This is a genomic window from Pseudomonas sp. LP_7_YM (assembly GCF_004364435.1).
In the GTDB taxonomy this organism is placed as follows: Bacteria; Pseudomonadota; Gammaproteobacteria; order Pseudomonadales; family Pseudomonadaceae; genus Aquipseudomonas.
Window position 1 is genome coordinate 22981 of record NZ_SOCT01000015.1, and the last position, 14087, is coordinate 37067.

Here is a 14087-nt window from a genome sequence, read left to right on the forward strand (position 1 = left end):
CGCCTGACCGGCTGATGAGGTACACGAAAAGATGTTTAGTTTTATCGCCCGCCGAGTGGGGTTACTGATACCCACCTTCTTCGGCATCACCTTGCTGACCTTCGCATTGATTCGCCTGATTCCGGGCGACCCGGTCGAAGTCATGATGGGTGAACGCCGGGTCGATCCGGAAATGCACGCCCAAGCCATGGAACGTCTTGGCCTGAACAAGCCCCTTTATGCGCAATACATCGATTACGTCGGCAAGCTCGCCCATGGCGACCTGGGCGAATCGCTGCGGACGCGCACGAGCGTGTGGACCGAATTCACCTCGCTGTTCCCGGCCACCCTGGAACTGTCGATTGCGGCGCTGATATTCGCTGGCATTCTCGGGCTTCTGGCCGGGGTTATTGCGGCCCTCAAACGAGGGTCCCTGTTCGATCATGGAGTCATGGGTATCTCGCTTGCGGGATACTCGATGCCGATCTTCTGGTGGGGCCTGATCCTGATCATGTTCTTCTCGGTATCGCTGGGCTGGACTCCGGTATCGGGTCGTATCGACCTTTTGTATGACATTCCTCCAAAAACCGGATTCATGCTGATCGACACCCTGCTCAGCGATGAAGAAGGCTCGTTTATCGACGCACTGCGTCACCTGATTCTGCCGGCCATCGTGCTGGGCACTATTCCGCTGGCGGTGATCGCGCGGATGACCCGCTCCTCAATGCTCGAAGTGCTGCGTGAAGATTACGTGCGCACTGCACGGGCCAAAGGCCTGTCGCCTGCTCGCGTGGTGTTCGTCCATGGCTTGCGTAACGCGCTGATTCCAGTACTGACCGTGTTCGGTTTGCAGGTGGGCACATTGCTCGCCGGTGCCGTCCTGACCGAAACGATCTTCTCCTGGCCGGGTATCGGCAAATGGCTGATCGAAGCCATTGGCGCCCGCGACTACCCTGTCGTGCAAAACGGCATCCTGTTAATCGCCTGCCTGGTGATTCTGGTCAACTTCGTAGTGGACATCCTCTACGGTTTTGCCAATCCACGCATTCGTCACCAGCGCTGAGATCACTTTTATGAGCACATCCACTCCCGTAGTAGCAGTCGATCAAAGCCTGCTCTACCCGTCCGTCTACAAAGAGTTCTGGCAGCACTTTTCCAAGAACAAAGGCGCCGTCGCAGGCCTGGCGTTCATGCTGCTGATCGTTTTCTGCGCCCTCTTCGCCCCCTGGGTCGCGCCCCATGATCCGAGCGAGCAATACCGCGACTTCCTGCTGACCCCGCCGGTCTGGCTCGAGGGCGGCCAATGGCAGTTCCTGCTGGGCACCGACGAGCTGGGACGCGACCTGCTGTCGCGCCTGATTCAGGGTTCGCGCCTGTCGTTGCTGATCGGTTTGTCGTCGGTGGTCATGTCGCTGATTCCGGGGATCCTCATGGGTCTACTGGCCGGTTTCTTCCCGAAAATCCTCGGGCCGACCATCATGCGCCTGATGGACATCATGCTGGCCCTGCCTTCGCTGCTGCTGGCAGTTGCCATCGTCGCGATCCTCGGCCCTGGCCTGATCAACACCGTGATCGCCATCGCCATCGTTTCGCTGCCGTCCTACGTGCGCCTGACCCGCGCCGCCGTGATGGGAGAGCTGAACCGCGACTACGTCACCGCTGCTCGCCTGGCCGGTGCCACCTTGCCGCGCCTGATGTTCATCACCGTGCTGCCCAACTGCATGGCGCCGCTGATCGTTCAGGCCACCTTGAGCTTCTCCTCGGCCATCCTCGACGCTGCGGCGCTGGGCTTTCTAGGTCTGGGTGTACAACCGCCGACGCCTGAGTGGGGCACCATGCTCGCTTCAGCCCGCGATTACATCGAACGCGCCTGGTGGGTGGTAAGCCTCCCCGGTCTGACCATCTTGCTCAGCGTGCTGGCAATCAACCTGATGGGCGACGGTCTGCGCGATGCGCTGGACCCGAAACTCAAGAACGCCGCCTGAGGACGTCCGCATGCCACTTCTAGAAATCAAGAACCTCAACGTTCGCTTTGGCGACGCCACTGCTACCCCGGTCGTCGACGGCCTGGACCTGGCCGTGGACAAAGGCGAAGTCCTGGCGATCGTCGGCGAATCGGGCTCGGGTAAATCCGTGACCATGATGGCGCTGATGGGCCTGATCGATCCCCCCGGCATCGTCACCGCCGACGCCCTGAACTTTGACGGCAAGGACATGCTCAAGCTCAGCGGCCGCCAGCGTCGGCAGATCGTTGGCAAGGACCTGTCGATGGTTTTCCAGGACCCGATGACCGCGCTTAACCCCAGCTACACCGTAGGCTTCCAGATCCAGGAAGTGCTGCGCGCGCACCTGGGCATGTCGGGGCGCGCGGCGCGCCAGCGTGCCCTGGAACTGCTCAAGAAAGTCGAGATTCCCGGCGCCGAACAGCGCCTGGACGCCTATCCGCATCAACTGTCCGGCGGCATGAGCCAGCGCGTTGCGATTGCCATGGCAATTGCCGGCGAGCCGAAGCTGCTGATCGCCGACGAACCGACCACCGCCCTCGACGTGACCATTCAGGCGCAGATCATGGACCTGCTGCTGGCTCTGCAGAAAGAGCAGGACATGGCATTGGTGCTCATTACTCACGACCTGGCCGTGGTGGCTGAAACCGCACAGCGGGTTTGCGTGATGTACGCCGGTCAAGCGGTGGAAGTCGGTCAGGTCCCCAGGCTATTCGATGTGCCTGCGCACCCGTACAGCGAAGCTCTGCTGGCCGCGATCCCGGAGCACAGCATGGGCGCCGCGCGACTGTCGACGCTGCCGGGCATCGTGCCCGGTCGCTACGATCGCCCCAGCGGATGCCTGCTATCGCCGCGCTGCCCCTACGTCCAGGAAAAATGCCGCCAGCAACGCCCGGCGCTTGACCCGAAAGCCCACAGTCTGGCGCGTTGTTTCTTTCCGCTGAATCAGGAGGTGGCGTAATGAGCGAAATCGTATTGACCGCCCGTGACCTGACCCGTCACTACGATGTATCCCAGGGTCTGTTCAAGCCCCACGCCACGGTGCGCGCCCTCAACGGCGTTTCGTTCGAGCTCGAAGCGGGCAAGACCCTGGCAGTGGTCGGGGAATCCGGCTGCGGCAAGTCCACCCTCGCCCGTGCCCTGACGCTGATTGAAGAGCCTTCGTCCGGCTCACTGAAAATCGCCGGGCAGGAAGTCAATGGCGCAACCAAGGCTCAACGCAAGCAGCTGCGTAAAGACGTGCAGATGGTGTTTCAAAGCCCGTACGCCTCGCTCAACCCACGCCAGAAAGTTGGTGATCAACTGGGCGAGCCGCTGCTGATCAACACCAAGCTGTCTGCGGCCGAGCGTCGCGAGAAAGTGCAGGCGATGATGAAGCAGGTGGGCTTGCGTCCTGAGCATTATCAGCGTTATCCGCATATGTTTTCGGGTGGTCAACGTCAGCGTATCGCCCTGGCTCGCGCGATGATGCTGCAACCTAAAGTGCTGGTGGCGGACGAACCCACGTCGGCGCTGGACGTGTCGATTCAGGCCCAGGTGCTGAACCTGTTCATGGATCTGCAGCAGGAATTCAACACCGGTTATGTGTTCATTTCGCACAACCTGGCGGTAGTGCGTCATGTGGCCGATACGGTGCTGGTGATGTATCTGGGGCGCCCGGCAGAGATGGGGCCCAAGGAGGAAATCTACAACCGGCCGTTGCACCCTTACACCCAGGCCTTGCTGTCAGCGACGCCGACGATTCATCCGGATCCGTCGAAGCCGAAGATCAAGATTGTCGGGGAACTGCCCAACCCGCTGAATCCGCCGTCGGGGTGTGCTTTCCACAAGCGTTGCCCGTATGCCACCGAGCGGTGTGTTGTAGAGGTTCCAGAGCTGCGCACAGTGGATAACCGGCAGGTGGCTTGTCATTATGCGGAGCAGTTTGTGGTTTGATTGAGTCCATCGCAACGCTGCGGTAACAACATTCAAAGCCCTCTGCCTCTCGGAAGCAGAGGGCTTTGTTTTTTAAGGCGTAGCAGCGAACAAGGCGCGCAGCCGACTCAAAGCAGCCCCAAGAAAACCCGAAGTCATAACCCGCTCCAGATGCCCGTGACTGAAACGGTCAAGCCTCAAGTGTGCGATCAGCAACTCCCTGACCTGTGCGGCGTCGGCTTTTTTCAATAAATTAATGTCATCCCATCTGGGATCGTCCGTGGGAAACTCGGTCATCCAGTCAAACGAAGCCACAAAGTCCGTAGCATAAATCACAGCAATAAAGTCGCTGAGCAGCTGCTGCCTTTTATCTGCGGATAATGTCCGGAACCGTGTAAAATCCGGCGCTTTTTCAAGGATGTGGTCCACAGCGTTTCGGGAGGGTGCAGATAAAGTCGTCATGGCATCAATCCCTCAGAGATGTGAAAAATTAATATTGGTTGTATTAGGTAATACCTCGTGTGCAGTCTCAAAATGAAGTTTTTTTGATTACCAGCACTTTCTCTATGAAAATCAGCTGGATATAGGCGCCCGCCGGGAAAGTTTATTTTGAGATAGCACACTCGCGGGTCGTAACTATATGGATGAGCCGTTCATTGTATTCCGCAGTCTCTATACGGCTGATCAAATGACGCATGGCGCTATCAAACAGTACCTCCTGCTCGTTGAAATTTTCCGATATGGACTGAATATCCTTACCAATATGCCCGATCAACTCCAACTTGTACTCTCCGCCCCAAGGCAGGTTATCTCTGCGAGTGGTACTCGTAAAGGCTGCCTCGCGAACAACGTTGGAAACCTTGTAGATATCTTCAACGCCGTCAAAACTGTTTATAAACCGGTTGAGCTGGATCTCGGAAGAACAGTTTTCAAGTTTCGCCAGACCAGAACTCAAGGCCTCCAGTGACGCCTGAAAATAAATATATTCCGGGTCGCTTACATCATTCGCACGCAACGCCCTGTTGAAATAGGTATACGAGGCCAGCGTGTAATTGCTGATGGCCTGGAACTGGCGAGGGGTCAGACCCAGCTCTGAAGGATCAGGCCTATCAGCTTTTACGGCCGGAAATTGGCGGGCTATGGAGGCCACGACTTCCTTCATACGTTCAGGTTCACGGGGGGGAGACAAGTAGCTAGCCTTATGCTTTTGAAACTCGGCTTGTGCCAATGCACTCGAGTCGTTGGAAGTCATGATATTGATTCGTCCCCACTTTCCTTTCGACGCAAAACTGGCTGCTGCAAAGAAAATCATCCGCAGCATGACGGAAAAGTCGGCTTCACCAGACGCACTGCTCAGCACCGGCAGAGCGATCTGGATGTCGGCGTCAGCTCCTGCTTTCTCTCCAGCAAACAGGCGCAGTGCTTGAAATACCGTCCAGACTTCATACGGAGCGTTCTGGGTAGAATTAACGGGTTCAAATACAACCAGCCGTTTAAAACCCGGCCCTTGCTGTCCCTGGACAACCTTGGAAATCCAGCAAGGAAGCAGAGGGCGCAGGTCCAGTGCACAGTCCTGTTCAAGTTCCTCAACAGAAATACCCGCTTCTGCCAGTTCCCCTACCAGGCCGCCCTGCTGAGGATCGTAGTCTCTTGCGCGGCTCGATATGAGTAAATAATCGACGCCGGCCAGTTCGCTCATCCGTCCGCGACTGAGTAATAACTGACGCAGGTCATCTTCGACATGATCAATATCCAGACTTTCAAGAACGTCCATATTTAACCCTCGACCAGTGAACACGTCGAACGAAACTAAGGGACTTTATAATCATCGTCTACTGTCAGTTTTGACAGTAGGTTAGATATATTCGCTATCAAAAAATTTTCGTTAGACTCGTCAAAAAACAGGCCGTCTGACACTGCACATTCGCTGTCGCACAGCGCCAGCAGCTCCCACAGGTTCGGGGGCGAACGCGCACTTTGCAGCGCCCGACACGATCTTTGTAGCAGACGTCGGAGGTTACGACGGCAGCGAACGCGGTGTGGCAGCTACAAACAAGCCGCCTGACATTGCGCTATCCGATGCATCAATAAACATCCCGTCGATACCGCCCCTGCTCGATCAGCGCCTGAACCCCCTCCTCACCCAGCAGCACCCTAAGCGTCTCATCGACCCCAGTCGCCATACCCTCCAGACTGCCGCAGATATAAATCGCCGCCCCGTCCGCAAGCCAGCGACGCAGCTCATCAGCCGCCTCACGCAGCCGATCCTGCACGTAAACCTTCTGTGCCTGATCCCGTGAAAAGGCCAGATCCATACGCGCCAGATCACCCGACGCCAACCAGCCACGCAGCTCCTCGGCACAATGGAAATCATGCGCCACGTTGCGCTCGCCAAACAGCAGCCAGTTACGCCGTTCGCCCTGAGCGATCCGCGCTTTGAGCAAGCTGCGTAGCCCCGCGAGCCCCGTTCCATTACCCATCAGAATCATCGGCAGCGGCTCACTCGGCAAATGAAAACCGCTGTTACGTCGAACCCTCAGGCTGATCGCGTCGCCCACCACAGCATGCTCGGTCAGCCAGCCCGAACCCAGGCCGAGACTGCCATCGGCGTGCAACTCCTGACGCACGATCAACTGCAACGAACCGTCCTCTGGTATGGACGCAATCGAATATTCACGCATCGCCAGGGGCACCAGCGCATCCACCAACGCGTGCGCATGCAGGCCGACAAGGTGGCTGCGATTGGCAGGCAGCTGACGACTGCCCAGCGCCTGACCGAGGCTTTCGTTCAGGCCATCGACCACCACCTGCGTATCCGCCGCAATACCCAGCCCGGCGAGGAACGCTTCGACCGCCTGCCCAGCATTGCGCGGCAATACCTCGACCAGATCTCCAGCTTCCCAAGGCACATAGCAGGCTGGGCTCAAGCTCAGCAAAAACACTTTCGACCCGACGCTTCCTTTGTTTAGCCACTGACGCTGGGTCAATGTCCAGTTCTCATAATCAGGGGCTTTCCAGGAGTTCGCGGATGTCGACCCCGTCAGCTCTCCGAGCTGCTGCTGCCAGTGTTGCAACGCCGTCCTGTCACCACTGTCCACTTCAACCGGCGCAAACAGCGTGCTGCCGCCGCGTTCAGCCAGCCAGCCATGCAGTCGCTGGGCGAAACCGCAAAAGTGCTGATACTGACGATCGCCCAACCCCAACACCGCGTAACTCAGGTTTTCCAGTGACAATGGACGGCCCAGCAGCGTGCGTTCGAAACCGCGGGCGCTGTCCGGGGCTTCACCCTCACCGAACGTGCTGACGACGAACAATGCATGGCGGCTCTGATGCAGGTCCTGTTCGGTCATGTCCGCCAGACGCTGCACACGCACGGGCAAACCCGCCGATTGCAGCTGTCCGGCAGTCTGCCAGGCCAGTTGCTCAGCGAAACCGCTCTGGCTGGCGAAACCGATCAACCAGGCAGGTCCCGGATTACCATGAGCACCCGCGGCCGACGTGACTTCCCAACGTGCAGCACGAACTTGGCGTTTCTTGCGCCGACGATCCAGATACAGCAGCCAGCCGGTAATGAAGAACAGCGGCATCAGCAGCGCCGCGACGGTGATCACAATGCGCCCGGGCAACCCCCAATAACTGCCGGTATGCAGTGCGTAGTTGCTGACCAGCAGTTGCGCGCCATAGCCCTTGTCGGCGTACAGCGAGTTGGCCTTGAGCTGACCGTTAGCCGGGTCCAGGGTGAGCTGGTTCAGCGCGCGGGGGTGTGGCGCGTTCTTAAGCAGGTAATAAACCGTCGCCATCTGCCCCGGCGCCTGTGGCATACGCAAGTTGTAGGCTTTGAGGTCGGGACCGGCGGCCTTCTGGATCGTGTCCCAGATGTCCACGTAATCGGCGGCAGGCGCTTCGACAGGCGCCATGAGCTTGGGACCCGCTCCCGTAACAGGGCCGCCACCACGGCGGCGTTGTTCGCCAGCCACTGGCGGGTCGCCGATCAGCTTGTTCATGCCATTGCTGAACCAGTCGTAGGACCACATCAGGCCGGTGACCGCCAGCAACAGATAGATGATCAGGCACCAGGTGCCGAACACCGAATGCAGATCCCAATTGAAACTGCGTCCTTTCTTCGCCCAGTCCAGAGTCAGCCAGGCGCGCCAGTTCAGTGCTTGACGGGGCCAGCGCAAGTACAGGCCGGACAGGCAGAAGAACACCAGCATCAGCGTGCAGGCCGCAGTCATCTGCTTGCCGAACTCGCCTGCCGCCAGATACCGGTGCAAATTGAGCATAAAGCCGAAAAAATCCTGACCGACCGCATCCTTAGTGAATTCGCCGGTGTACGGATCGAAGTTATGCATCTGCCCCCGACGCTCGCCCGGTGGGGGCTTGAACCAGACCTGAGCGACCCGATTGCCTTGGACTTCAATGCGGAGCATCGAGACCGTGTCGTTGGACCTTGCCTGGAGTTTGTTCACCATTTCGGCCAGGGGCAATGGGTGCTGACGGGGTTGCACCAATAACGTCTCGGGATTGAGTACGTCCGTGATTTCGTCTTCGAACGAATACAACGCGCCGGTGATACCCATCACGGCCAACACCAGACCCGCCGTGATTCCGAAGAACCAATGCACTTGAAACAGGACCTTCTTCAACACCCTCGATCACCTCGTTAACCCGCTGCGACGCGCATTATGCGCACAAACGGAAGGTATTCTCATCCGTGACTGATTCTTCTTCGTTCGCAGACAAAAACGCTTCGTCATCAGCCACACGCCAACGCTAATAGCCGTCGGGCTTGCCGGCGGCAGGGATGTTGCGGACACCACTGTCGACACGCTGCGCTCGTACAAAGAGCCCTGCTTGCTTCATACACAAAAAGCCCCACTCACCAATGGCGAGTAGGGCTTGCCGGTTCCGCCTTTGTTAGAAGTGGAAGCTGGTGGTCAGCAGGGCCGTACGACCGGCTGCCTGGGTCGCGAAGTGCGCGGCATACGCTTTGTCGTAATAGGTCTTGTCGGTCAGATTCTGCACGTTCAATTGCAGGTCGATGTTCTTGGTCAGCTTGTACGCCGCCATCGCGTCGTAACGGGTGTAGGACGGTACATACACGGCGTTGCCGGTGTCGCCCCAGACGTCATCGACATAGAACGCGCCGCCGCCGATGGTCAGCTTCGGCAAGACTTGATAGGTGGTCCACAGGCTGGCGCTGTGTTTAGGCGTGTTCGGCATCTCGTTGCCGTCCTGTGAGGCAGCCCCTGCGCTGACCGCGCCGTTACGTCCAACCAGACCCGATTTGACCAACTCGCTATCGAGGTAGCTGTAACCAGCGAATACCTGCCATTTGTCGGTGATCTTGCCACTGGCAGACAGTTCGACCCCGTCGACGCGGGACTTACCGGCGTTCTGATAGGTACCGCTGCTGACCAGTACGCGAGTGTTTTCTTTCTCGGTGCGAAATACCGCAGCGGTCAGCGAAAGGCGCTCGTTGAGCAGATCCCACTTGGTGCCGATTTCGTAGTTCTTGGTGGTTTCCGGCTCCAGCTCGCTGGTCGCCGTGCCGGCAGTCAGCGGGTTGCCGTCCGAACCTTCTCCTACCAGACCGCCCGGTGGGGTGGCTGAGGTGGCGAACGAGGCATAGATGCTGCCGTTATCAGCCGGTTTGTAGGTGATGCCCGCCTGCCAGTTCCAGAAATTGTTGTCGCTACTGGCGTGCACGGTTGGCGAATTGGCCGTGACGTCGAAGCTGTCGTAACGCACGCCGCCGTTGATCAGCCACTGCGGCGTCAATTCCAGGGTGTCGAATGCATAGATCGAGCGCGTGTTGGCGGCTGTCTCTGTTGTCGTGTAGTTGCGCGCCGTAGTGCCACCGTAAAAATCGTCCGGGTTCGGATTGGCCAGCGAGGTGCAGTTGCCCGAAACGCTGTTGCCGATACCGGTCGGCGAACAGTTCTGCAGGCCGCTGGTGCTGTAGGTGTAGCCGCTGACGCGACTCTTCTCGCGGGTCAATTCGATACCGGTCGAATAGTTGTTCTTCAATCCCAGCGTCTGGAACGAACCGAACAGATCGGTCTGGTTGGTGGTGGTATCGGTATTGGAGACGCGAGTGTTGGCACGGCGCCAGACGGTGCCGTAGCGGTTGACGTTGCGCTGGCTGTCGTCCGGTTGAGTGAGGATGTAATCCTGGCCCGAGTTGCCGTGGCGGAAAGTATTCTTCAGCGTCATGTCTTCGTTGAAGTCATGCTCGAAGCTGATGGTGGCGATGTCAGTACGGGTCTTGCGGAAGTCCCGGTCCTTGAGGCCATAGAAGTTGTTGCTGTTGCCGCCATCGTCCGGCTTGTCATGCACGTGGGCGGTCGCGGTCGGCGAGGCGTAACCGTACGGAATGCCCGAATCCGGCAGGTCGTCGCTCTGCATGTGGTAATAACTGAGGTTCAAACGGTTTTCGGTGCCCAGCCCGAAGGTCAGCGACGGCGCGACACCCCAACGGTCATAGTTGATCGCGTCACGACCGGCGACGTTTTGTTCGTGGCTCATCAGGTTCAGACGGAATGCGGCGTCGTCGAGGAACTTGCGGTTCACGTCGAGGGTGTAGCGGCGGGTCTGATCGGTGCCATAGGTGAAGCTGCCATCGGTGAAATCGTTGGCTTTCGGCATTTTGGTGACCAGATTCAAGCTGCCACCGGCCGAGCCACGACCGCCCATGGCCGAGTTCGGCCCCTTGCTGACTTCGATCGATTCGATGTCGAAGATCTCACGCGTCTGCGCACCGGTATCGCGCACGCCGTCGATGTAAGTGTCGCCCTGAGCATCGAAACCGCGAATGAACGGACGGTCGCCTTGCGGGTTACCGCCCTCGCCTGCACCGAACGTAATGCCGGGTACGGTACGCAGTGCGTCCTGCAGCGAGACGGCGGCAGTGTCTTTCAATACCTGCTGAGGCACTACGGTGATCGAACGAGCAGTATCGATCAGCGGTGCGGTGTACTTGGGCGAAGAACCTTTTTCGGTTTTGTAGTCGGTGGACTGGGCTTCACCGTTGATGCTGGTCGCGCCCAGCGAAATTGCGCCCGCGTTGGACTTTTCGGACTCTTCGGCGGCGTGGGCCATCTGCGATGCGGACATTGCAGTGACGGCCATGCCAATTGCCGAAGCGAGAAGCCGAGGCGAACTGACTGACGGATGTAAAGTGAGGCGCGACATGGTGGTTTCCTTCCCAAGGATCGATGAGGTCGCGGAGTATAGTTGAGACTGATTGCTATTCGCAGAAAAATTACATTTTTTACAATTTCGCTTTACGGTTTTTCACCGTCATCCGTCTACGTGTGCTCGCGGGTTTTACACAGACAATAAGAATCACTACCATTCGTTTCCTCTTTCGATCCAGAGTGGCACTGCCATGCTTCTACACATCCCCGGTCTGTTTACCCGTGAGGAAGTGCTGCGTGTGCGCCAGGCCCTGGAGCAGGCCGAATGGGCGGACGGCAAAATCACCGCCGGGCATCAGTCGGCGAAAGCCAAACACAACCTGCAACTGCCCGAAGCTCATCCACTGGCCAAGGAAATCGGCGCGGCCATGCTCGAACGCTTGTGGCAGAACCCGCTGTTCATGTCCGCCGCCTTGCCGCACAAAGTGTTTGCGCCGTTGGTGAACTGCTACACCGGGGGCGGCAGTTTCGACTTTCACATCGACAATTCAGTGCGCCAGGCCAAGGGCAGCATCGAGCGCGTGCGCACCGACCTGTCTTCAACCCTGTTCTTCAGCGATCCCGACGATTACGACGGCGGCGAACTGGTGATTCAGCACACTTTCGGTACCCGTCAGATCAAACTGCCCGCTGGCGACATGCTGCTCTACCCCGCCACCAGCCTGCACAAGGTCAATGCCGTGACTCGGGGGGCCCGCTACGCATCATTCTTCTGGACCCAAAGCCTGGTGCGCGACGACGGGCATCGCACCCTGCTGTTCGAAATGGACAGCGCGATCCAGCAACTGAGCCGTGACGTGCCGGATCATCCTTCACTGATTCAACTCACTGGCACTTACCATAACCTGCTGCGCCAATGGGTCGAGGTGTAGGTTATGAGCTGGAATCTGCGGCGTCAGGAAGTGCTCGATGACGATCAACTGCGTGCCATGCTGCAGGACAATCCCGCCAATGCTGCGAAAGCCATCCTCATTGCCGCCCAGGCCAACATGCTCGACGCCCAGGCCCTGCTCGGGCAGATCCTGCTGGACGGCACGGGCATCGAACAGGACGCGGCGCTGGCCCTGGTCTGGTTTCAGATCGCCGCCCGTAACGGCCACGCAATGGCCAACAACATGGCCGGACGTTGCCATGAACATGGCTGGGGCTGTGAGCCCGACACCGCCAAAGCCGCCGAGTATTATCGCCTGGCCGCCGAGAGCGGGCTTGATTGGGGTTTCTACAATTATGGCAACCTGCTGGCCACCGGGCGCGGCGTCAACAAGGATCAAGCCCGGGCCCGGGCCTGCTACCGAAAGGCCGCGCAAATGGGTCACGCCAAGTCGATGAACCTGCTCGGGCGTTATCTGGAAGAAGGCCTGTGTTGCCAGCAGGATTTGCCGGCGGCCCATGACTGGTATCGGCGCTCGGCTGAAGGCGGGGACTTCCGTGGGCAGTTCAGCCATGCCGCAGTGTTGGCAGATGCAGGCAGGATCGGCGATGCAGTGTCCTGGTTACGGACTGCGTTGAGCATCGGCAATCTCAGCTTTCTGCGCGTCAGCCGCAAAACCTTGCTGACCTCCCGCCACGCCGACATCCGTGCGCTGGCACTGGACTACCATCGACGAGCAGCCCAAGTGGGTGACCGAGACGATAATGACGCTCTGAGCATCTTGCTCGCTGAAACCAGTGAAATATAGACAAACTTTCACAGCCAACTTATTCGCATAAACGCCGATGAAAACTCCTACGCATCGCGTGCCCTAGTTGCTTTTGATTATCCAAACAAACTCGCCTACTCTTCACTTCAGAAACAGCACAACAGAGGAATCTCCTCTGCATCTACCATTCATTAACGGACTAATGAATATGAGAAACGCAGCTATACAAGATGCGCCCGATCTAACTGACAATTTCCTTGCAGCTGAAAAGATCCCCCTCCAGATTTTCTCCGCATCGGCGGGGACGGCCCCGGACGTATTACGGGAGCCTGGTTTAATACTTACAAAAGAACAGTTGATCAATCTCAAACGTTATGAAGTAAGTGGCCTTGCGCTTCCAGTCACCATCAAGGATGTCGTCGCGTATCTGGGTTATGAAACGGGAGCAGGGCCAAATCTTGAGGCCACGGACTTCCAAAAGAGCTTCACTATCATTCGCAACCATGCATTGCGCTGGGACCCGATTCGCACCCAGCTGTTGAATATCAGCAGTGAGTTAAGTGTATTCGGCGGCCAGATGCTGACCTATCAGGACAGCATAAAAGAAATCTACGACGACCTGCGCAGACAGCCCCCGGGTGCCGTCAGCGAAGCCGACCACGCCGATTTTCTGGATAACATCCGCGATATTGCGGATTTGGTCGAGCAGCGCAGTCACGCTACAAACCGTCTAAAGGACGAGCTGGACAGCTTTGCGCAAGACCTGGCCACCCAAGTCTTGCCGACCGTGCAGATCAAGCTGGCAAGCATCAAAAACAACAATCTACCGGCCGATATTCAACGCCTGAACACGGATATAAATGACCGCGCAACCCGGATTGAAGAAAAGCAAAGCGAATACAAGAAGCTGGTCGGCACTGCTGTTGCCACAGGTATTTTACTTCTTGGTCTGGGCATTTACTTTGGCGTCGAGGCAGAAAAAGTCCGCAAGGAACTCAATGCGCTGCGTCAAGCTCAGGAAAAAAGTGTTCGTGAGCTGGAACTTAAAAACACGATTCAAGGCTCGCTACAGCGTGTACGCAGACACTTGCAGGATATGGAACTTATCGTGCTGGATGCCGACATCGCCACCAAGAACCTGACGACGGTATGGAACGCTCTGCATACCTATGTCGGGGAGTCAGTACGACAGGCCGAGAAAATCAATGATTCGCTTTCCCTGCGTCGACTGATGAACGGATTCAATCTGGTCGCTGCCCCTTGGAAAACAATCCAGCGCGATTCGGGAAAGTTGCTTGAGGTGTTCAAACAAGCCGATGACGAATACAGAGCAGAATATGGACATCAATAAC

11 protein-coding genes are annotated in these 14087 nt (G+C 57.8%); 7 read left to right on the top strand and 4 right to left on the bottom strand.

The genetic code is table 11. The features are described from left to right. The first annotated feature begins 31 nt into the window (after nt 1-31). The 4 genes from EC915_RS22535 to EC915_RS22550 are packed head-to-tail and all read left to right on the top strand — an operon-like array spanning nt 32 to nt 3917. Nucleotides 32-1042 carry an ABC transporter permease subunit gene (locus EC915_RS22535; RefSeq protein ID WP_133752720.1) on the top strand — a complete coding sequence of 337 codons (1011 nt, stop codon included), beginning with the start codon at nt 32-34 and terminating at the stop codon, nt 1040-1042. Nucleotides 1043-1052: 10 nt separating this feature from the next. Continuing rightward, nucleotides 1053-1964, top strand: coding sequence for an ABC transporter permease subunit (locus tag EC915_RS22540; protein WP_133752721.1), 912 nt, complete (start codon nt 1053-1055; stop codon nt 1962-1964). 10 nt (nt 1965-1974) lie between these two features. Next, nucleotides 1975-2943, top strand: a complete 969-nt coding sequence (locus EC915_RS22545) for an ABC transporter ATP-binding protein (RefSeq protein ID WP_133752722.1) — start codon at nt 1975-1977, stop codon at nt 2941-2943. After that, a complete protein-coding gene (locus EC915_RS22550; protein WP_133752723.1) occupies nt 2943-3917 on the top strand; it encodes a peptide ABC transporter ATP-binding protein in 975 nt (324 codons plus the stop codon). Before EC915_RS22545 ends, EC915_RS22550 begins: the two co-directional genes overlap by 1 nt. A 72-nt stretch (nt 3918-3989) precedes the next feature. Here the strand turns inward: EC915_RS22550 and EC915_RS22555 are convergent, their stop codons facing one another. The 4 genes from EC915_RS22555 to EC915_RS22570 all read right to left on the bottom strand — a co-directional run bounded on the left by EC915_RS22555 (nt 3990) and on the right by EC915_RS22570 (nt 11090). Continuing rightward, nucleotides 3990-4358, bottom strand: coding sequence for a DUF6508 domain-containing protein (locus EC915_RS22555; RefSeq protein WP_133752724.1), 369 nt, complete (start codon nt 4356-4358; stop codon nt 3990-3992). Between the two features lie 142 nt (nt 4359-4500). Next, entirely contained in the window at nt 4501-5670 is a 1170-nt protein-coding gene (locus tag EC915_RS22560) for an ADP-ribosyltransferase (RefSeq protein WP_133752725.1), read from the bottom strand. Nucleotides 5671-5980: 310 nt separating this feature from the next. After that, nucleotides 5981-8542, bottom strand: a complete 2562-nt coding sequence (locus EC915_RS22565; protein WP_133752767.1) for a sulfite reductase flavoprotein subunit alpha — start codon at nt 8540-8542, stop codon at nt 5981-5983. A 271-nt stretch (nt 8543-8813) separates the two neighbouring features. Further along, on the bottom strand, nt 8814-11090 hold the full coding sequence (locus EC915_RS22570) for a TonB-dependent siderophore receptor (protein ID WP_133752726.1): 2277 nt from the start codon (nt 11088-11090) through the stop codon (nt 8814-8816). 196 nt (nt 11091-11286) lie between these two features. Between EC915_RS22570 and EC915_RS22575 the strand changes: the two genes are divergently transcribed. From EC915_RS22575 to EC915_RS22585, 3 genes are all read left to right on the top strand, one after another. Beyond that, a complete protein-coding gene (locus EC915_RS22575; RefSeq protein ID WP_133752727.1) occupies nt 11287-11967 on the top strand; it encodes a Fe2+-dependent dioxygenase in 681 nt (226 codons plus the stop codon). Nucleotides 11968-11970: 3 nt separating this feature from the next. Beyond that, a complete protein-coding gene (locus EC915_RS22580; protein WP_133752728.1) occupies nt 11971-12774 on the top strand; it encodes a tetratricopeptide repeat protein in 804 nt (267 codons plus the stop codon). A 169-nt stretch (nt 12775-12943) separates the two neighbouring features. Next, nucleotides 12944-14086, top strand: coding sequence for an alpha-xenorhabdolysin family binary toxin subunit A (locus EC915_RS22585; RefSeq protein WP_166651063.1), 1143 nt, complete (start codon nt 12944-12946; stop codon nt 14084-14086). Nucleotide 14087: the final 1 nt, after the last annotated feature.